This is a genomic window from Aestuariivirga sp. (genome assembly GCF_044239095.1).
Taxonomy (GTDB): Bacteria; Pseudomonadota; Alphaproteobacteria; order Rhizobiales; family Aestuariivirgaceae; genus Aestuariivirga.
Map to the genome: position 1 here is coordinate 1 of NZ_JBIICB010000059.1, position 18,275 is coordinate 18,275.

Consider the following 18,275-nt stretch of genomic DNA (forward strand, 5'->3'; position numbering starts at 1 on the left):
TGCCCTGCACGCCGGTGGGCTCGGTGATGCTGGCGAAAGACGTGCTGGGCTCGCTCGACGGGTTGGATGCGGTGGTCATCGGCCGCTCCAACATCGTTGGCAAACCCGTGGCGCAATTGCTGCTCGCTGAGAACTGCACCGTCACCATCGCCCATTCGAAGACGAAGGATCTGCCCGGCGTCGTGCGCCGCGCCGATCTCGTGATTGCCGCCGTGGGCCGCCCCGAGATGGTCAAGGGCGACTGGCTGAAGCCCGGCGCCACGGTGATCGACGTCGGCATCAATCGCATCGAGCGGGACGGCAAGGGCAAGCTCGTCGGAGACTGTGATTATGCGTCCTGCGAAAAGGTCGCGGGCGCCATCACGCCGGTGCCGGGTGGTGTTGGCCCGATGACCATTGCCTGCCTGCTCTACAACACGGTGAAGGCGGCTTGTGCCGCAAAAGGGATCACGCAGCCGGAGATGTGACGGGCGGCGCGGCCCTCATCCGGCCTTCGGCCACCTTCTCCCATTGCTCCGCAACGGGAGAAGGGGATAATCATCTCATAGCTTCCCCTTCTCCCGTCCCGAAGGGATGGGAGAAGGTGGCCAAAGGCCGGATGAGGGCCTCTTTCCGCGAGTGGCGGCCTTACCCCTTGGCCCGCTTCGCCCGTTCGATCGATTCGACGATCATCTGCTCGGCCTCCGCCGCATTGCCCCAGCCCACGACCTTCACCCATTTGCCGGGTTCCAGGTCCTTGTAGTGCTCGAAGAAGTGCTCGATCTGCTGGCGGGTGATCTCCGGCAGGTCGGTATACTCATGCACGTTTTCGTAGCGCCGGGTCAGCTTCGGGGTGGGCACCGCCACGATCTTCTCGTCACCGCCCGCCTCGTCCTGCATTCTCAGGACCCCAACCGGCCTGACCGCCACCACCGCGCCCGGAATGATGCCACGCTGGTTGGCGATCAGCACGTCGATCGGGTCCCCGTCATCCGACAGCGTGTGCGGGATGAAGCCGTAGTTTCCGGGATAGCGCATGGAGGTATAGAGGAAGCGGTCGACAATCAGCGTACCCGCCGCCTTGTCCATCTCGTACTTGATCGGCTCGCCCCCCACCGGCACCTCGACGATGACGTTCACTTCCTTGGGGGGATTCTTGCCGATCGAAATGGCGTCGATGCGCATCTATTCTGTCCTGGATTTGAGCTGTGCTGCCGCCACTCCTGCCACAGGCCTGGCAGGATTGGCTATGCGCCTTATGTCTGGGCGGAGGGCGCCGCTCAGGCGACGCTCTCTGCCTCCTTGGCCCGGCTCACGCGCTTTCTCTCATGCGGGTCGAGGATCGCCTTCCTGAGGCGGATCGACTTCGGCGTCACCTCGACCAACTCATCCTCTCCGACATAGGCCAGCGCCTTTTCCAGCGACATCTTGATGGGCGGGATCAGCACCACGGCCTCGTCCTTGCCCGACGCGCGCACATTGGTGAGCTTCTTGCCCTTGATGACGTTGAGTTCCAGGTCATTGCCGCGCGTATGCTCGCCGATGATCATGCCGGCATAGACCTTGGTGCCATGTTCGATGAACATGGGCCCGCGGTCCTGCAGGTTGAAGATCGCATAGGCCACCGCCTCGCCGTCGCTGTTGGAGAGCAGCGCACCGGTGTGGCGGCCGGGGATCTCGCCGAAATAGGGCGCATAGGAATGGAACAGGCGGTTCATGATCGCCGTGCCGCGGGTGTCCGAGAGAAGCTCCGACTGGTAGCCGATCAGGCCGCGTGTGGGCGCATGGAACACGATCCTCTGGCGGCCGACGCCGGAGGGGCGCATGTCGCGCATTTCGGCGCGGCGCTCGGAGAGCTTCTGCACCACGACGCCGGTATGCTCCTCATCGACGTCGACGATCACTTCCTCCACGGGCTCCAGCTTCTGGCCGGTCTGCTCGTCGGTCTTGAACACCACGCGCGGGCGGCCAACGGTCAGCTCGAAGCCCTCGCGCCGCATGGTTTCGATCAGGATGCCGAGCTGCAATTCGCCGCGGCCCGCCACCTCGAATGCGTCGGTTTCGTTCACCGATGCCGTCACCCTCAGCGCCACATTGCCTTCCGCCTCGCGCAGCAGCCGGTCGCGGATGACGCGGGACTGCACCTTGTCGCCCTCCTTGCCGGCCAGCGGGCCGTCATTGATGCGGAAGGTCATGGTCAGGGTCGGCGGATCGATGGGCTGGGCGAAGATCGGCTCGGTCACCGTCGGGTCGCAGATCGTGTCGGCAACCGTCGCGGTGGTCAGGCCTGAGATGGCGATGATGTCGCCCGCTTCCGCTTCATCCACCGGCAAGCGCTCGAGGCCGCGGAAGGCCAGCACCTTGGAGATGCGGCCCTGTTCCGCCACGCTGCCATCGCGTGACAGCGCCTTGACCTGCTGGTTGGCCTTGATGGCGCCGGAGCGCACGCGCCCCGTCAGCACACGCCCCAGGAAAGGATTGGCTTCGATGGTGGTCACCAGCATGCGGAACGGCCCTTCTTCCACCACCGGAGACGTGAAGTGCTTCACGATGAGGTCGAACAGCGGCGCCATGTTCTCCTGCGAGCCGGCCGGGCTGTCAGACATCCAGCCCTGCTTGGCGGAGCCGTAGATGATGGGGAAGTCGAGCTGTTCTTCATTGGCATCAAGGTTGGCGAAGAGGTCGAACACCTCGTTCACCACCTCGTTGTGGCGCTCGTCCGGACGGTCGATCTTGTTGATACAGACGATGGGCCTGAGGCCGATCTTCAAGGCCTTCTGCAGCACGAACTTGGTCTGCGGCATCGGGCCTTCGGCGGCATCGACGAGGAGAACGGCACCGTCCACCATGTTCAGGATGCGCTCCACCTCGCCGCCGAAATCGGCGTGGCCGGGCGTGTCGACGATGTTGATGCGCGTGTCCTTCCAGTTGAGCGAGGTCACCTTGGCGAGGATGGTGATGCCGCGTTCCCGCTCGAGATCGTTCGAGTCCATGGCGCGCTCGGCGACCTTCTGGTTCTCGCGGAACGAGCCTGACTGGGACAGCAGACGGTCGATCAGCGTGGTCTTGCCGTGGTCGACGTGGGCAATGATGGCGATATTGCGCAAGTTCATGAGGCGCACAGACTTTCGTTATCCGGTGGAGTTGGACGGGCGCTTAGCACGTGCAATATGCAAAGGCAATTTAACGCTTGTTTCACGCCGTGGGAGATATACAACCAGAAATGGAGGTAATGGATGTATCAGTCGCGGGATAAGGTCAACCGGACTCTGGTTGCCATCACCCTGTTGGACGACACGATGATCACCGTGTCCATGCGGATGCCGCTCTCCAACAAGCTGGGTGACGCCCTCAATTCGCCCGACATGTTCCTCGACGTTCTCACGGCGGGCGGCGAGCAGCAATTCGTCGCCAAGTCCGCGGTCAAGTCGGTACGCTCGATGCAGATGCCGAAGGCTGACCAGCTCGACCTCGACGCCCGTCAGGCCGGGTTCGCGGATCTTGATCCGCATGCCGTCCTGCAGCTGGGCAAGGATGCCTCGGCGGATGAGATCCGGCAGGCCTATCACCGCATGGCCCGCCTCTATCATCCCGACAGGATCGCCTCCTACGATCTGCCCGATGAAATCAAGGATTACGCGCGCGCCATGCTGGTGCGCATCAACCTGGCCTTCGAGCAACTGCGCCGTTAGCGCGCGCTCCGGCCAGCTGTAACCACCTGGTCGAAAAGAACTCGCGCAAAATCAGTTCCTAGAGCATGGCGTCGGTGGTGATGAAGCTGTCAAAGGCGGCGAGGAACTGCTGGCGGATCTCGTCGCGCTCGCTCAGGATCTCGTGCTGGGAACCTGGAATGAAGGCGAGGGAGATCCCCGGCACACTGCGCGCCAGTTGCCTGATTCCATCATTGCCCACCACCCTGTCGCTTCCGGCAGCGACGATCAGCACGGGTGCGCGCGGCCGTTCCATGGTCTTGATTTCCCTCAACGAACGCCTTGCGGCATGCAGCCAGGAGAACGTCGGGCCGCCGAGCCCCAGTTGCGGGGCAGCCTCCAGCGTGCGGCTGTCGCGGTTCCAGCGCCGCCGGTCGGAGGTCAAGGGGTTTCCCGGAAAGTCGTCGCGCCCCATGGGTTTCTTCCGGACGCCCGGCAGGAAGCGCGAGCCGAACCCTGCGAGGGTCATGCCATTGACCAGCAGCGCGACAACGGGCTTCGGCCAGGACCCATAGACGATCTCGACCAGGGGAGAGACCAGCATGGCCTTTCTGAACCAGTCGCTGTTGGGCAGGATGCGGAGCAGGATGTGGGCGCCCGTTGAATGGCCCAGCGCATAATAGGGTGGCGGGCAGGTGGGGAGAACGAGGCCGTCCATCAGCGTCCGCAGGTCTTCCTCGAAGTGGGTGAAGGAGGTGGTGACGTCGCGATAGACGTCCGGGCCATGGCGCTGCGATCCGCCCTGTCCTCTCATGTCGACGCCGGCTACGGCAAAGCCGCGGGCGAGGATTTCCCTCGTTGTTTCGAAGTAGCGCTCGAGGAAGTCGCCCCGCCCGCCCAGCAGAACGACAGTCCCGCGCGCATCACCGGGAATCGCGCGCAGCGCGCGGAGCCTGACCTTGTCTGCCGTCACGAGCTCCAGGCATTCCGCGCCGGGTGGCAGCGGATTTTCCAGAGTGGGGTGAAGTTGCATGGCCTGCACGCCGCAAGCCTAAAGCATGAACGCCAAAAGTGGAAACCACTTTTGCGCCAAGGTCATGCTCAAGCTTTTGATCTTGCGCGCGTTCCGGTCGAGAGTGCTGCTCAGGGCAGCTTCTTAACTTCCGTCAGTTCGCCGCTCGCCGAATCCAGCTTGATGGCGAAGGACTTGCCGTCACGGGTGGCGTTGAAGGCATAGACCTTGCCGGAGCAACTCGACGGCTGGACGCTGGAGAAGCCATAGCCCGTCACCACGGATGTGGCCTTCTCGCAGGACAGGCCGGATGCGGCTGCAGCCTTCTTCGGCTCAGCCGGTTTCGCGGCGGCCTTGTTCTTCTGCTGCTTCTGCTTTTCCCGTTCGCTGGCCTTGCGAGCGGGCTTTGAGGGTACAGCTTCGTCTTCATCATCACTGTAGGCCCGCTCCGGCGTGCCGTAGAGTTCGTCGAACTCTTCCTCGCTCAGCGCATAGTCGCCGAAGAAGATGCGAATGCCCGGGATGTGCCTGATCACCGGTGGGCCGGGATAATAGCCGTCCTCCTCGACGATGATCCGGCGCTGCTTTTTGCCGTGATTGTCTGCGCTGGCTGTCTCCGCCATGATCCCGAAGGCGAAAAGCGCCGCGAGCGACAGGGTGATACCGCGAACGAACATGGTCGGATCCTCTTTACGCGTCCATCCGGCAAATGCTGGCGCTCCTGATGACGTGGACGCCGTCTGTTGTGGTTCAGCTTCACGGCAAATCTGCGGCGGGGCGGAAAGGGACGTGTCCCCTTCCGCCCGCCAGGGTGGGTTGGCCTCAGTAGACCCTGCTGACGCCGGTGATATGACCCCGGCCGTTGACTCGGACCATGAACTTCTGGCCGTTCCGGTGCGCGGTATAGCGATAGCCGGGCAGTTGGCAGTCGACCGGCTTCACGCGCCTAAAGCCCGACCTGTCAACGACGCGGCGGCCCTGGGCACAGCTGATCCGGTAGGGCTTGTGGACGGGATAGTCATAGCTATAGCCGTCGTCGTATCCGTAGCCGTGGTCGTAACCATAGTCATGGCCATAAGATCCGCCGTAATAGCCCGGCACATAGCCGCCAAAGCCGATGCCGATGTCGACATCGATGTCGGCTCGCGCTTCCTGCGCGGGAAGGGCGAAGGTCATGGTGGCGGCAACGGCGGCGGCGGCGATCAGGGAATTGCCAATCATGTGAGTGCTCCTCGTCTGGCGTTCCCGACGACCTCAGTGGTCATCGTTGGAGCAGAAGCTACCAGCGCCTCCTTGAACCCAGTCCGAACCGGCCATTCATCTTGCGTTCACCCGAGGCCCGGGGGGCTTGAAAACGCCGGGGCCGCCCCCACCTCTCTGATGCGGGCGCCACTTCCGGGTCCGCGGAAACAAACGGCCCGGCCCTTGCGGCGGGCTCAACACGTGACATTGCTCAAGGAGAATGTGACCCATGTTTGACCTCACCCCCCTCTACCGTTCGACCGTCGGCTTTGACCGTCTGGCCCGCATGCTGGACGAGGCCTCGTCCTTCGAGGCGCCGAGCTATCCGCCCTACAACATCGAGCGCCTGGCCGAAGATGAATACCGCATCACCATGGCGGTTGCCGGCTTTGCACCCGAGGACATCACCATCGAGGTGAAGGGCAACGGCCTCACGGTTTCCGGCAAGAAGGCTGAAAAGACCGAAAGCAAGATCGAGTTCCTGCACCAGGGCATCGCATCACGCGCCTTCGAGCGCCGCTTCCAGCTCGCCGACCATGTGCTGGTTCATGGCGCGGGCTTGGAAAACGGCCTGCTCCACATTTCGCTGAAGCGCGAGGTGCCGGAAGCCCTCAAGCCCCGCACCATACCGGTAAACGGTGTAAATGCTCCCAAGACCATCGAGGCGAGGAAGGCCGCCTGAGGCCACAGTGTGAACGCCCTCTCCCTCCCGCCTAGCGCGCGTTCCGACCAGGTGGAATCACCTGGTCGAAAAGAACTCGCGCAAGATCAATGGCTTGAGCATGATCTTATCGCAAAAGTGGTTTCCACTTTTGCGGATCATGCTCTAGGGGGGAGGGGGCATTTCGCCGGATCATCCCTTCGCGACCAGCCGCAGGAAGTCGTCCACGTCCTCTTCCGGTGTCGCAAAAGACAGCACGAAGCGCGCGAAGACCTCATCGGGCGCAATGGCATCCCCGAGGCTGTCCGGCATCCAGTCGTAGAACTTGGCGCCGGCCGCCAGCAGCCGGTCGTAAAGGCCGCGCGGCATGATCGCGAAGACCTCGTTGGCCTCGACCGGATTGGGAATGCGGATTGCCGCTGCCTGCCGCAACCCGTCGCGGAGCCTCAGCGCCAGCCGGTTGGCCCGCCGCGCGTTTTCAAGCCACAGCTCATCCTCGAGATAGGCGAGCATCTGCGCCCCCAGATAGCGGCTCTTCGACATCAGCTGCCCGCCCCGCATGCGGCGGTAGGCAAAGTCCTCCGCCAGCGGCAGGTCGAAGAAGATGACCGCCTCGAGCATCATCGCGCCGTTCTTGGTGGCGCCGAAGGACAGGGCATCGACCCCCGCCTTCCAGGTGAGCTCCGCGGGGGTGACCCCGAGGCCTGCCAGCGCATTGGCAATGCGCGCGCCATCCATGTGCAGCTTCATGCCGCGCGGCCGGATCAGCTCCGACATGGCCTTGACCTCATGGGGCGCGTAGCAGGTGCCAAGCTCGGTGGCGTTGGTGAGGGAAACGGCCTTGGGCTTCGGATCATGCTCGCCGCGGATGAAGCCCTTCAGCGTCTTCTCCACCAGCGCAGGCGTGATCTTGCCGCCTTGCGCCGGAAGACCCAGGATCTTGGCGCCCCCGGTGAAGAGCTCCGGCGAGTTGCACTCGTCAACGGCGATGTGCGCCTCCGCGTGGCAGATGACGGCGCCATAGCCCGGCGTCAGCGCCGACAGCGCCAGCCCGTTGGCAGCCGTGCCCGACGTCACCAGAAACGCCCTGAGGTCGCAGCCGAAAACCTCCTTCAGCTTCTCCTCAGCCTGGGCCGTGTAGACGTCCCCGCCATAGGACGGCGCGGTGCCCTCATTGGCCGCGGCCAGCGCGCCGAGGACCTTGGGGTGGACGCCATAGACATTGTCGGATGCGAAATTCATGCGTGTCAGCCTTTGAGAAGCGACTTGAGTTGTAAGGACGGGTCGGCGAGTACCCCGGCGGGGGGCGAGGCCTCGCGGGCGATCAGCATCTCGGCCATCTTCACGTCCCGCGCGATGGAATTGCCCGGGCCGATGCCTGACGCGGCGACGAGCCGGCCGGTGCCGTCGAGATGGAAGATCACGAAGCCCTCACCCACCTGGCGCCTGACCGTGGTCACGCCGTCCGCCGGGCTTCCGGCGATTTGCAGCGACAGGTCGTACTGGTCGGACCAGAACCACGGCACGGCCGTGTAAGCCTCTGATCCGCCAAGCATGTTCCGGGTTGCAACATTCGCCTGGTCGGTGGCGTTCCGCCACGCCTCCAGCCGCATGCGCTTGCCGGCGAAGAGCCGGTGCGGGAAGGAGCAGCAGTCGCCTGCCGCGAAGATGTCCGGGTCACTGGTCGCCAGGGTTTCGTTGCAGGCGATGCCGTTGTCGATGGCAAGCCTCGCGTCCTTCGCAAGCCCGATCTCGGGTGCGGCGCCAATTCCGGCGATAACGATATCGGCCCGCACCTTGCGGCCGTCCGCCAGCAGCACGCCATCGGTTTCCACGGCCTTGAGGGCGGTTCCCGTTTCCAGCGTGACACCCGCCGCGGCATGCCGGGCGTGGACGACGCTGGCAATTTCCTCCGGCACGCCGCGCATGAGGATGCGTGGCTGCGCCTCGATCAGGCTCACGGTGCAGCCGAGCTTGCGCGCGCTGGCCGCCACCTCCAGACCGATGAAGCCGCCGCCCACGATGGCCGCCGTGCCGCTCTGCCGCAACCGGTTGCGCAGATGGTCGCCATCGGCGAAGTCACGTAGGGTATAGGCGAGTTCGCCGCCCTCGACGGTCAGCCGGCGCGGCTTGGCGCCGGTGGCGATCAGCAGCCTGGCGTAGGGCACGCGCCGCCCGTCTTCCAGCAGCACGGCCTTGGCCGTGCGGTCGATGGCAACGGCCCTCGCGCCGCGTATGAACTCTGCCTTGAGCGACGCGATCATGCCTTCGTCGAGAAGATAGGCGGGAGATGGTTCCTTCTCGTCCGTCAGCATCGCCTTGGACAGGGGAGGCCGGTCATAGGGCAGCAGCGTTTCCTCGCCGATGAGGGTGATTGCCCCCTGCCAGCCATTGGCGCGCAGGCCGACGATGGCGCGCGCGCCCGCCATGCCGCCGCCCACGATCACCATGCCCGCTTCTGCCATACCGAGACCTCGCTTGCCGCCTTCGGCCCAGTGGTTACTGCCCGTGCCGCCGGTTTTCAACCGTTGGGATAGCCCGCCGCTTGGGCGTTGACGACCAGTGACGGATCGAGCCTGCCTGCGAAGTGATCGATGACGTTCTGGACCGAGGCCACGGCCATGCGCGCTGCGCATTCCGCGGTGAGGCCTGCGGTGTGCGGGCTGATGAGGACCCGGTCATTCGACAGCAGGGGATGGTCCGGGGCCGGAGGCTCCGTGCGCAGCACGTCGAGGCCGGCGCCGGAGAGCCGCCCCTCGCGCAGGGCCTTGTCGAGGGCGATCTCGTCGACGAGGCCACCGCGGGCGGCGTTGATGAGGATCGCCGATGGCTTCATGGCGGCGAGTTCTTCCTCGAAGATGACCGCGCCCGAGGCCTGGCCCGGCATGTGAAGCGACACGTAGTCGGCCTCGCCGAGCGCCTTCAGCAGGTCTTCCGCTGGCCTAACACCATGTTTTGCAAGAAGATCCGGCTTCACGAAGGGATCATACGCCATGACGGTCATGCCGAAGGCGCGGGCGAGTTCCGCCACCCGGCGGCCGATGCGGCCAAAGCCCGCGAGCAGCAATGTCTTGCCGTCGAGTTCCACCGTCTCGAAGCGATTGCGGATGTTCCAGTTGCCGCTGCGGGCGGCGGCATTATGCGCGGCGGCGCGGCGGGCCACCGCCAGCATCAGCATCAGCGTATGCTCAGCCACCGCGCGGGAATTGACGTCGCCCACGATGCAGAGCGGAATTCCACGCGAATTCAAGGCCTTGACGTCAACCGCATCATAGCCGACGCCATGCCGGGACACGATCCTGAGGCGGGGTGCGGTGGCGATGGCCTCCGCCGTCATCGGCTGGGTGCGGATCACCACGGCGTCCGCCCCGGGCAGATGCGGCAGGTAGCTGTCGACCGACACCTCCTCGATGTGGGTGAAGGTGAAGCCCTGGGCCTGCTGCAGGCGCGCTATTCCGGCGGCGTGCAGTTTTCCGGCCACCAATATGTGCGGCATCTCAATAACCCTGATTTTTCGGGGTGTTATCAGCAGAAACCGGCCCGCCGATCAGGGCGCGCGCCTGGTCGACGCCGGCCTTTGCAGCACCCGCCAGCAAGCGCACGTCATTGAGCAGCGTGACGAGGTCGAAGCCCCAGGAGATCGCCTTGGCCGCATAGGCAGAACTGCCGCAATGGAGGCAGGCACGGATGCCCGCCTCATGCGAGCGGGCAAGGATTTCCTGAATGGCTTCAACCATTTCGGGCTCCTCACGGTCGAAGCCCGTGGGGTATTTCCGGCCGGTGAGGCCGAGCGTCAGATCGGCCGGGCCGATGTAAACGCCATCGAGGCCCGGGGTCTTCACGATGTCCTTCAGGTTCCGCATGCCATCCGCCGTCTCGATCATGGCGAGGGCGATCACCTCCTCGTCGGCCCATTTGCCGTAGTCCGCGCCATGCGCGAAGACGGCGCGGGTGGGGCCCATGCTGCGCTGGCCATGCGGCGGGTAACGCATTGAGGATACGAAGAATTCCGCCTCCTCCCGGGTGTTGATCATGGGGCAGATGATGCCCAGCGCGCCCGCATCCAGCGCCTTCATGACGTCGCCGGCGGAAAGCCACGGCACGCGCACCATGGGGGTGGCGGGCGATGCCTTCATCGCCTGCATCATCGGGGCCAGGGCATCATAGCCCAGGAAACCGTGCTGCTGGTCGATGGTGAGCGCGTCGTAGCCCTGATGCGACATGATCTCGGCGGTGAAGCTGTTGCCGATCGAGAGCCAGCCGTTGAGCACGGGCTTGCCCTCTGCCCAAAGTCGTCTGATGTTGTTCTTCTGCATGGCGGCAGGGGATGAGATCGCGGGCGGATTGTCAAGCCTTGCTGCAGATGCAGCAGGGTTGCGATTCGTGTTGCGGCAGGAGAGATTCGGTTGACTTTTGGTTGCTGTTGCAACGGTTGCAGCCGCTCCCTTGCCGCGGGGTTGGACATGATACACTGTTCAAAGCTGCTAACAGGCCATGTATGGAAACTCTATTCCATGACTTGAAAAAATAGACGAAATGTTCCAGAATTCTCACGTCAAAGGGAGTGACCGCATGTCCACCATCCGCCTCACCATGGGCCAGGCGCTCGTGCGCTACCTGTGCAACCAGTACACCATCATCGATGGCAACAAGGAGCCGCTGTTCGCCGGGCTCTTCGGCATCTTCGGGCACGGCAACGTGACCTGCATTTCGGAAGCCTTGGAAGGGGTGCAGGACAAGCTGCCGACATGGCGCGGGCAGAATGAGCAGTCGATGGCGCTGGCTGCCGTGGCCTATGCCAAGGCGATGCGGCGGCGGCAGATCATGGTGGCGCTCTCCTCCATCGGGCCCGGCGCCCTCAACATGGTGACGGCGGCAGGCTGTGCCCATGCCAACCGGTTGCCTGTGCTGTTCCTTGCGGGCGACATCTTCGCCAACCGCAGGCCCGACCCGGTGCTGCAGCAGGTGGAGCACTTCAGCAATCCGACGACGTCGGTGAACGACGCGTTCAAGGCGGTCACCCGCTACTGGGACCGCATCATGCATCCGGAGCAGATCATCTCGTCCCTGCCGCAGGCGGTTGCCACCATGCTGGACCCCGGCGATTGCGGCCCGGCCTTCATCGGCCTGGCCCAGGACACGCAGGAGATCGCCTTCGACTATCCGGAAGCCTTCTTCACGCCGACCATTCACACCATCCCGCGCCCGCGGCCGGACCGCGACCGGGTGGCCAGTGCCATTGAGATCATCAAGTCGGCCAAGCGGCCCCTCATCATCTCGGGCGGCGGTGTCCGTTACTCAGGCGCGGAAAAGGACGTTTCGGACTTCGCCTTGAAGCACGGCATTCCCATGGCTGAGACCATTGCCGGCAAGGGCGCGGTCACGCATGACCACCCGGCGCATGTGGGGCCCATCGGCGTGATCGGCTCATCCTCCGCCAATGAAATGGCGGGTGCGGCGGACGTCATCATCGCCATCGGCACGCGCTTGCAGGACTTCACCACCGGTTCATGGACGGTGTTCTCTCACGATGCGCAATTCGTCTCGATCAATGCCGCGCGCTATGATGCGACGAAGCACCGGGCACTGGCCGTCGTGGGCGATGCGAAGGAGACGGTGACGGAACTTGAAGCTGCCATCGGCAGCTGGAAGGCCGATGCGGCCTGGACGAACAAGGCCAAGACCGCCTTCAAGGCGTGGAATGATCTCGTCGATGCGCACCAGAAGCCGACCAACGCGGAGGTGCCGACCTATGCGCATGTCGTGGGCATGGTGAACGCGTGGGCAGCCCCCAACGACACGATGGTGACGGCGGCGGGCGGCCTTCCCGGCGAAACGGCCAAGGGCTGGCGCATCAAGAACCCCAATACCTTCGACCTCGAGTTCGGCTTCTCCGCCATGGGCTATGAGGTGGCCGGCGGCTGGGGCCATGCCATGGCCAAGAAGGGCGATGGCGAGACCATCGTGATGGTGGGCGACGGCAGCTACATGATGATGAACTCCGACATCTATTCGACGGTGCTGACCGGGCACAAGATGATCGTCATCATCTGCGACAATGGCGGCTATGCGGTGATCAACCGCTTGCAGAACTTCAAGGGCACGCCGTCCTTCAACAATCTGATCAAGGACAGCCGCGTGAAGACGCCCTTCGCGGTGGACTTCGCCAAGCATGCGGAATCCATGGGTGCGGCGGCGCGCCATTGCGAGAGCCTTGCCGACCTTGAGGCGGCACTGGCCTGGGCCAAGACGACGGACCGCACGACCGTGATTACCATCGTGACCGACGCCTTCTCCTGGGTGCCGGGGGATGCCGACTGGGACGTGGGCGTGCCGGAGGTCTCTGACCGGCCCGAGGTGCAGAAGGCGCGCGCCCACCATGAGACGATCCGCAAGAAGCAGCGCATTGGAGTGTAAGCAAGATGAAAGCAAAGCTGGGCATGTCGCCCATCGCCTGGTGGAACGACGACCTTCCGCAGCTCTCTGACGATGTGTCGCTGGAGGAATGCCTGCGCCAGTCGCGCTCTGCGGGCTTCACCGGCATGGAGAAGGGGCGGCGCTTTCCGGAATCCGCAGCCGAGATGCTGCCGATCCTGAAAAAGGCGGATGTCACGCTGTGTGGCGGCTGGTTTTCCGGCACGATCGTGAACGAGCCGATCGAGGCCAACAAGCAGCGCATTCAGCCGATGATCGACCTGTTCAAGGCCGTCGATGCGCCCTGCATCGTCTATGGCGAGGTGGGCCGCTCGATCCAGGGTGATCAGTCGAAGCCGCTGGCCACGAAGCCCAGGCTTTCAGAGGCTGAGATGAAGGACTATGGGGCGAAGATGTCCGACTTCGCGACATGGGTGGAAGCGCAGGGCATGCCGCTGGTCTATCACCACCACATGGCGGCGGTGGTGGAGACGGAGCCGGAGCTTGACGCCTTCATGGCGGCCTCCACCATCTCGCTGTTGTTCGACGCGGGCCATATGGCCTTCGCGGGTGGCGACGTTCTGCGCTGCATCGACAAGCATCACAAGCGCATCCGCCATGTGCACACCAAGGATGTGCGCATGGAGGTGATCAACATGCTCGACCGCACGAAGGAAAGCTTCCTTGATGCGGTGATCAAGGGCGCCTTCACGGTGCCGGGCGACGGCTCGCTCGATTTCGCGGCGATCGTGACGAAGCTGGCGGGCTATGGCTATGAAGGCTGGTTCGTGGTCGAGGCCGAGCAGGACCCGAAGAAGGCGCCGCCCATCAAGATGGCCGAGATCGGCCACAAGGAGCTGATGCGGGTGATGACCGCTGCCGGATATGAGGTCGTGGCGTGACGAAAGAGCTCGGCATCGGTCTGATCGGCACGGGCTTCATGGGCAAGGCGCATGCCTTCGCCTATCGCGCGGCCCTTGCGGCCTTCCCCGATATTCCGGTTCCGCGCCTTGAGATGATTGCGGATGTGGACCATGGCATCGCATCCACCGCCGCCAAGCAATATGGCTTTGCGCGGGCGACCACGGACTGGCGCGCGCTGGTGAGCGACCGGGGGATTGACGTCGTCTCGATCACCACGCCCAATGTCTTCCACAAGGAGATGGCGCTGGCGGCCATCGCCGCTGGCAAGCATGTGCATTGTGAGAAGCCGCTGTCGCCGTCGCTCGCTCACTCCCTCATCATGGTGGAGGCGGCGGAGAAGGCGGGCGTGGCAACACAGGTTGGCTTCAATTACATCAAGAACCCGCTGTTGAAGATGGTGCGGGACATGGTGGCGGCGGGCGAGCTTGGCGAGATCACCGGCTTTCGCGGCATTCATGCCGAAGACTACATGCATGATCCGGAGAGCCCTTACAGCTGGCGCATCGATCCCGCAGGTGGGCCGGGGGTGATTGCCGATCTGGGTTCGCACATCATCGGCATGGCGCGCTTTCTGCTGGGGCCGATTGCCGAGGTGAGTGCGGATGTGCGCACGGTGGTGAAGAGCCGACCGGTTGCGAAGGGGGCGGCGGAGCGGAAGGATGTGTGGGTCGACGACGTGGCGCGCATCCTCGTCAATTTCGGGCGGGGCTGCGGCGGCACCATTGAGGCGAACTGGATCGCCACGGGCCGCAAGATGCAGCTGGGCTTCGAGCTGACGGGCGAGAAGGGCTCGCTCGTCTTCACCCAGGAGCGGCTGAACGAACTGCTGCTCTATAAGGCGGGCGGGGACGCCAAGACTTCCGGCTATGTGAAGATCGAAGCCGGGCCGCAGCACCAGCCCTATGGCCAGTTCTGCATCGCAGGCGGGCACCAGCTGGGCTTCAACGACTTGAAGACCATCGAGATGGGCGAATTCCTGCGCGCCATCGGCGAGGGTGCGAAGGCGGGGCCCGATTTCCGCGAGGCCTATGAGATCCAGAAGGTGGTCGAGGCGGCGATTGCCTCGTCGACGGCGCGGGGCTGGATGGCTGTGGGGTGATCGTCCTCAGGCGCTGACGCCCGTGCCGATGGCACATGTCACACCCGTGCCGCCCAGGCCGCAATAGCCATTGGGGTTCTTGGCCAGATATTGCTGATGGTAGCCTTCCGCGAAATAGAAGGTGCCGGCCTCGGCAATCTCGGTGGTGATGGGGCCAAAGCCCTTGGCCATCAGCGCCTGCTCATACATGGCCTTGGCGGCCAGCGCCGCATCGCGCTGGGCGGGGCTCGTCCAGTAGATGGCGGAGCGGTACTGGCTGCCCACGTCATTGCCCTGCCTCATGCCCTGGGTGGGGTCATGCGCCTCGAAAAAGACCTTGAGCAGCGCCTCATAGGTCACCTGGGCCGGATCGAACACCACCAGCACCGATTCGGCATGGCCGGTGAGGCCAGAGCAAACCTCCTCATAAGATGGGTTCGGGCTGAAGCCCCCGGCATTGCCGGCGGCCGTGACCCACACGCCCGGCACCTGCCAGAACTTCCGCTCCGCCCCCCAGTAGCAGCCCAGCGCGAAAACCGCCGTCTCGAGCCCCGCAGGATAGGGGCCCTTCAAGGGGTTGCCATTGACAAAATGGCGCTCGGCCGTGGCAATGGCAGCGGAACGGCCAGGAAGCGCCTCCGACGGCGAAACCATGCGGCTTTTCTGGCGGGTAAAGAACATCGGCGCGAGCCCTCCTTGCGGTTTTCCCTGATATAGGGCCACAATCTTCCCGCGGCCACTCAACAATGCTTGATTTGGGGGCGGGATGGCGATATTCGGGCCACCACCAAAGGAAGGGTGGCCGAGTGGTTTAAGGCACACGCCTGGAACGCGTGCATACGTGAAAGCGTATCGAGGGTTCGAATCCCTCCTCTTCCGCCATCAGCTGTTATCCAGCATCTCACACTGTCTCAAGAAGCGTGTAAACGCTATATTTTACTGGCACTTGAGCCTTGAAAGCGGTCCCAGCGTTCCCCACCTTCTCACCACGTAACGTGGAAAGGAACGGGGAAAGCGGGGAAGCGGATGCGGAAGATTAACCGACTTAGTTCTCAATTCGTTCGTCAAAAGTCCATCGAGCCCCGCAAATATCCAGACGGCAACAATCTCTACCTTGTCGTGTCTTCGGAGACGGCACGGTCATGGGTCTTCCGTTATTCTTTGAATGGGTCCGAGCGCGAGATGGGCTTAGGGTCTGCGTGGGACGTCGATCTTTCTGATGCTCGTCAAAAGGCCACGGAATATCGGCGACTCAGGGCTGCTGGCATCGATCCGCAGATACATGTACATCCTACGAAGGTGCCAAAATTTGACGAAGTGCTGACGGAATACGTGAAGGTCTTCTCGTCCCGTTGGACGAACTCAAAAAGCCCGCATCAATGGCTGAAGACTTTGGACTATATCGGTCCGCTTCGCAGCATGCCCGTGGATCAGATCAAGACCGCCGATGTTAGGTCTGCGCTGTACCCGATCTGGACAAAGATTCCCGAGGTTGCCTCTCGCACACGCGGCAGGATCGAAGCTGTGCTCGACTATGCGAAATCACTTGGCCACCGCGAGGGAGACAATCCTGCCCGGTGGAAGGGATGCCTCGAATATGTCCTTCCGCCACACAAAAAGGAGGAGCGCCACCACCGCGCCTTGCCTTACGGCGAGGTGGCCGAGTTTTATCGCTTGCTCGGCGAACGTCCCGCAGACGCAGCATTGGCCTATAAGTTCTGCATCCTCACGTGCACTCGGACTGTTGAGGTGATCGGTGCTCGGTGGGAGGAGATCGATCTCGCGGCGAGGGTTTGGAATATTCCTGACCACCGAATGAAAGCCCGGCGAGCTTTTCGAGTGCCGTTGAGTTCTGCTGCTGTTGCAATCCTGCGTGCTATCGGGCCGCAACCTGAGGGCGTGGTGTTCGAGCGGGAACCGGGTAAGCCCTTCTCAAATAATGCGCTGTTGGCTCTGCGCGACCGTATGGGTTTCAAAGATAAGTGCACCACTCACGGGTTTCGGAGCAGCTTCCGCGAATGGGCTCAGCACAAGAGGCTGGACCGGATTTCTTCCGAGATGTGTCTCGATCACAAGGTGCTCGGTAAAACCGAGAGCGCGTACATGCGTGACGATCTCCTCGAACAACGGCGTGAAATCTTGGAGCAATGGGCGGATCACGTAAATGGAGTAGCAGGGCAGGTGTTGATCATGCAAAGGCAGAACAATGACAGAGTCTGAAGCGAGCGTTGTTTTTCACGCGCCAGAAGGCCGTAGGAAAGGCGGCAGAGTGAAGAAGTATATCGCTGTTGCAATTGCGCCGTCAGCAGATTTTCCGGATATCAGAGTGCCAGCCAAGCCGAAGGCCACTCCTATTCCTGACCGCATTAAGCTTGCGCAACTGCCCACTCATCTGGGTGTGAGCCGGGCAACCGTGTACCGGATGCAGAAAGAGGGACTGAAAACCTTTCGCTACCGGGAAAATGGCGATCAGCATGTCCTCAGGGAAGATCTCGATGAATTCCTTCGGGGTCGTGAAGCGCCGAAAAGGAAACGCTGAGCATCGTGTTGCTTCGATCTCAGGTTCGGGGTGTTGTATCGAAAGAATTGAATTGCCGCAGAACCGACATTGATCATGGCAACATGAAACTGCGCCATCAGACGAGCACAATAGCATTCCTCCACAGGCAGGAGTCCCAAACCAATTAAGGGCTCCCGGCCCCCCGGCACGCATCCCCCAGAAATTTCAAAAATCTCCCGGTCTATCAGACGGCATCAGTGAGCTTATCTGAACCCCCAGCACCCCCACGCCTCTGATCTACCTCTTGCGTGACTGCTGCACTCCTCGCTTCGGGGATTCACCCGAAAGCGCTGCTGCGCGCCTCACGGGGCTGGAAAATCTCTCAGGGTGTTGTTTCATGGGCCGGGGAACTCGCGACACACAAACCTGCATCTTACCCTAAATCGCCAGCATCGAATTGGTCTGTTTTAACCATACCCTTGTGAACCACGCATCCGGGGCGGTCTGTTTCCGACAGCTGACAATTCAAAACAGACTGATAATAAACAGACCATCCAAAACAGACGGATGTTGCCAGCATGTTTATTCGAGCCTACCTCCGCGCCTCGACCGAAGATCAAGACGCGACACGTGCCAAGAAGCAGCTTCAGGCCTTTGCTAGAGAACGCGGACTGAAGATCGCGGGGTTCTATATCGAGAACGTCTCAGGGGCCTCTTTGCAACGCCCAGAGCTTTTCCGGCTGCTGTCAGACAGTGAACCCGGCGATGTGCTCCTCCTTGAACAGGTGGATCGCCTGTCGCGCCTCACCACAGGC

The 18,275-nt window shown here is 62.9% G+C and carries 18 protein-coding genes, 1 tRNA gene and 1 pseudogene; 10 read left to right on the forward strand and 10 right to left on the reverse strand.

Annotated features, from left to right (window positions below; translation table 11 throughout):
- Nucleotides 1-467 (forward strand): annotated as a pseudogene (locus ACILRA_RS07710) (bifunctional methylenetetrahydrofolate dehydrogenase/methenyltetrahydrofolate cyclohydrolase); the annotation flags it as partial.
- A gap of 160 nt (nucleotides 468-627) precedes the next feature.
- Here the strand turns inward: ACILRA_RS07710 and ppa are convergent.
- Nucleotides 628-1,164 carry an inorganic diphosphatase gene (gene ppa, locus ACILRA_RS07715; protein ID WP_395661519.1) on the reverse strand — a complete coding sequence of 179 codons (537 nt, stop codon included), beginning with the start codon at nucleotides 1,162-1,164 and terminating at the stop codon, nucleotides 628-630.
- A gap of 95 nt (nucleotides 1,165-1,259) precedes the next feature.
- Nucleotides 1,260-3,092: a translational GTPase TypA gene (gene typA, locus ACILRA_RS07720; protein ID WP_395661520.1), complete on the reverse strand. Its 1,833-nt coding sequence runs from the start codon at nucleotides 3,090-3,092 to the stop codon at nucleotides 1,260-1,262.
- 123 nt (nucleotides 3,093-3,215) lie between these two features.
- Here typA and ACILRA_RS07725 point away from each other — a divergent pair, with 123 nt between their 5' ends.
- Nucleotides 3,216-3,671: a J domain-containing protein gene (locus ACILRA_RS07725; RefSeq protein WP_395661521.1), complete on the forward strand. Its 456-nt coding sequence runs from the start codon at nucleotides 3,216-3,218 to the stop codon at nucleotides 3,669-3,671.
- 58 nt (nucleotides 3,672-3,729) lie between these two features.
- Here ACILRA_RS07725 and ACILRA_RS07730 read toward each other — a convergent pair whose 3' ends face one another.
- The 3 genes from ACILRA_RS07730 to ACILRA_RS07740 all read right to left on the reverse strand — a co-directional run bounded on the left by ACILRA_RS07730 (nucleotide 3,730) and on the right by ACILRA_RS07740 (nucleotide 5,862).
- Nucleotides 3,730-4,662, reverse strand: coding sequence for an alpha/beta fold hydrolase (locus ACILRA_RS07730; protein WP_395661522.1), 933 nt, complete (start codon nucleotides 4,660-4,662; stop codon nucleotides 3,730-3,732).
- 110 nt (nucleotides 4,663-4,772) lie between these two features.
- Entirely contained in the window at nucleotides 4,773-5,318 is a 546-nt protein-coding gene (locus ACILRA_RS07735) for a hypothetical protein (RefSeq protein WP_395661523.1), read from the reverse strand.
- A gap of 145 nt (nucleotides 5,319-5,463) precedes the next feature.
- The gene (locus tag ACILRA_RS07740; RefSeq protein WP_395661524.1) at nucleotides 5,464-5,862 is read right to left on the reverse strand and encodes a hypothetical protein; all 399 of its coding nucleotides are present in this window, start codon (nucleotides 5,860-5,862) and stop codon (nucleotides 5,464-5,466) included.
- A gap of 250 nt (nucleotides 5,863-6,112) precedes the next feature.
- On the opposite strand from ACILRA_RS07740, the gene ACILRA_RS07745 reads away from it, so the two are divergent.
- Nucleotides 6,113-6,565 (forward strand): Hsp20 family protein, encoded by a 453-nt coding sequence (locus ACILRA_RS07745; RefSeq protein ID WP_395661525.1) that lies wholly within the window; start codon nucleotides 6,113-6,115, stop codon nucleotides 6,563-6,565.
- Nucleotides 6,566-6,736: 171 nt separating this feature from the next.
- Here the strand turns inward: ACILRA_RS07745 and ACILRA_RS07750 are convergent, their stop codons facing one another.
- Genes ACILRA_RS07750 through ACILRA_RS07765 form a run of 4 tightly spaced genes read right to left on the reverse strand, consistent with a single transcriptional unit; the run spans nucleotide 6,737 to nucleotide 10,860 of the window.
- Entirely contained in the window at nucleotides 6,737-7,786 is a 1,050-nt protein-coding gene (locus tag ACILRA_RS07750; protein WP_395661526.1) for a threonine aldolase family protein, read from the reverse strand.
- A 5-nt stretch (nucleotides 7,787-7,791) separates the two neighbouring features.
- Nucleotides 7,792-9,009, reverse strand: a complete 1,218-nt coding sequence (locus ACILRA_RS07755) for an NAD(P)/FAD-dependent oxidoreductase (protein WP_395661527.1) — start codon at nucleotides 9,007-9,009, stop codon at nucleotides 7,792-7,794.
- Nucleotides 9,010-9,065: 56 nt separating this feature from the next.
- Nucleotides 9,066-10,040, reverse strand: coding sequence for a hydroxyacid dehydrogenase (locus ACILRA_RS07760; protein WP_395661528.1), 975 nt, complete (start codon nucleotides 10,038-10,040; stop codon nucleotides 9,066-9,068).
- A 1-nt stretch (nucleotide 10,041) separates the two neighbouring features.
- Nucleotides 10,042-10,860 (reverse strand): HpcH/HpaI aldolase/citrate lyase family protein, encoded by an 819-nt coding sequence (locus tag ACILRA_RS07765; RefSeq protein ID WP_395661529.1) that lies wholly within the window; start codon nucleotides 10,858-10,860, stop codon nucleotides 10,042-10,044.
- A gap of 256 nt (nucleotides 10,861-11,116) precedes the next feature.
- On the opposite strand from ACILRA_RS07765, the gene iolD reads away from it, so the two are divergent.
- From iolD to ACILRA_RS07780, 3 genes are read left to right on the forward strand one after another with little or no spacing between them, the layout of a single operon-like run.
- Nucleotides 11,117-12,961, forward strand: coding sequence for a 3D-(3,5/4)-trihydroxycyclohexane-1,2-dione acylhydrolase (decyclizing) (iolD, locus tag ACILRA_RS07770; protein WP_395661530.1), 1,845 nt, complete (start codon nucleotides 11,117-11,119; stop codon nucleotides 12,959-12,961).
- Nucleotides 12,962-12,966: 5 nt separating this feature from the next.
- A complete protein-coding gene (gene iolE, locus ACILRA_RS07775) occupies nucleotides 12,967-13,860 on the forward strand; it encodes a myo-inosose-2 dehydratase (RefSeq protein ID WP_395661531.1) in 894 nt (297 codons plus the stop codon).
- Complete coding sequence (locus ACILRA_RS07780; protein WP_395661532.1) at nucleotides 13,857-14,981, forward strand: Gfo/Idh/MocA family protein; 1,125 nt, start codon at nucleotides 13,857-13,859, stop codon at nucleotides 14,979-14,981. The genes iolE and ACILRA_RS07780 overlap by 4 nt, the downstream gene beginning before the upstream one ends.
- Before the next feature lie 6 nt (nucleotides 14,982-14,987).
- On the opposite strand, the gene msrA is transcribed toward ACILRA_RS07780, so the two are convergent.
- Complete coding sequence (gene msrA, locus ACILRA_RS07785) at nucleotides 14,988-15,641, reverse strand: peptide-methionine (S)-S-oxide reductase MsrA (RefSeq protein ID WP_395661533.1); 654 nt, start codon at nucleotides 15,639-15,641, stop codon at nucleotides 14,988-14,990.
- 111 nt (nucleotides 15,642-15,752) lie between these two features.
- On the opposite strand from msrA, the gene ACILRA_RS07790 reads away from it, so the two are divergent.
- From ACILRA_RS07790 to ACILRA_RS07805, 4 genes are all read left to right on the forward strand, one after another.
- Nucleotides 15,753-15,842, forward strand: a tRNA-Ser gene (locus ACILRA_RS07790).
- Nucleotides 15,843-15,986: 144 nt separating this feature from the next.
- Nucleotides 15,987-17,180 (forward strand): tyrosine-type recombinase/integrase, encoded by a 1,194-nt coding sequence (locus ACILRA_RS07795; RefSeq protein ID WP_395661534.1) that lies wholly within the window; start codon nucleotides 15,987-15,989, stop codon nucleotides 17,178-17,180.
- Between the two features lie 49 nt (nucleotides 17,181-17,229).
- A complete protein-coding gene (locus ACILRA_RS07800) occupies nucleotides 17,230-17,499 on the forward strand; it encodes a hypothetical protein (protein WP_395661535.1) in 270 nt (89 codons plus the stop codon).
- 539 nt (nucleotides 17,500-18,038) lie between these two features.
- The coding region (locus ACILRA_RS07805) for a recombinase family protein (RefSeq protein ID WP_395661536.1) at nucleotides 18,039-18,275 on the forward strand (237 nt) is incomplete at its 3' end.

Coding starts and splice junctions, on each gene's coding strand:
- ppa (WP_395661519.1), bottom strand. CDS start 1,164: ATGCGCATCGACGCCATTTCGATCGGCAAGAATCCCCCCAAGGAAGTG.
- typA (WP_395661520.1), bottom strand. CDS start 3,092: ATGAACTTGCGCAATATCGCCATCATTGCCCACGTCGACCACGGCAAG.
- ACILRA_RS07725 (WP_395661521.1), top strand. CDS start 3,216: ATGTATCAGTCGCGGGATAAGGTCAACCGGACTCTGGTTGCCATCACC.
- ACILRA_RS07730 (WP_395661522.1), bottom strand. CDS start 4,662: ATGCAACTTCACCCCACTCTGGAAAATCCGCTGCCACCCGGCGCGGAA.
- ACILRA_RS07735 (WP_395661523.1), bottom strand. CDS start 5,318: ATGTTCGTTCGCGGTATCACCCTGTCGCTCGCGGCGCTTTTCGCCTTC.
- ACILRA_RS07740 (WP_395661524.1), bottom strand. CDS start 5,862: ATGATTGGCAATTCCCTGATCGCCGCCGCCGCCGTTGCCGCCACCATG.
- ACILRA_RS07745 (WP_395661525.1), top strand. CDS start 6,113: ATGTTTGACCTCACCCCCCTCTACCGTTCGACCGTCGGCTTTGACCGT.
- ACILRA_RS07750 (WP_395661526.1), bottom strand. CDS start 7,786: ATGAATTTCGCATCCGACAATGTCTATGGCGTCCACCCCAAGGTCCTC.
- ACILRA_RS07755 (WP_395661527.1), bottom strand. CDS start 9,009: ATGGCAGAAGCGGGCATGGTGATCGTGGGCGGCGGCATGGCGGGCGCG.
- ACILRA_RS07760 (WP_395661528.1), bottom strand. CDS start 10,040: ATGCCGCACATATTGGTGGCCGGAAAACTGCACGCCGCCGGAATAGCG.
- ACILRA_RS07765 (WP_395661529.1), bottom strand. CDS start 10,860: ATGCAGAAGAACAACATCAGACGACTTTGGGCAGAGGGCAAGCCCGTG.
- iolD (WP_395661530.1), top strand. CDS start 11,117: ATGTCCACCATCCGCCTCACCATGGGCCAGGCGCTCGTGCGCTACCTG.
- iolE (WP_395661531.1), top strand. CDS start 12,967: ATGAAAGCAAAGCTGGGCATGTCGCCCATCGCCTGGTGGAACGACGAC.
- msrA (WP_395661533.1), bottom strand. CDS start 15,641: ATGTTCTTTACCCGCCAGAAAAGCCGCATGGTTTCGCCGTCGGAGGCG.
- ACILRA_RS07795 (WP_395661534.1), top strand. CDS start 15,987: ATGCGGAAGATTAACCGACTTAGTTCTCAATTCGTTCGTCAAAAGTCC.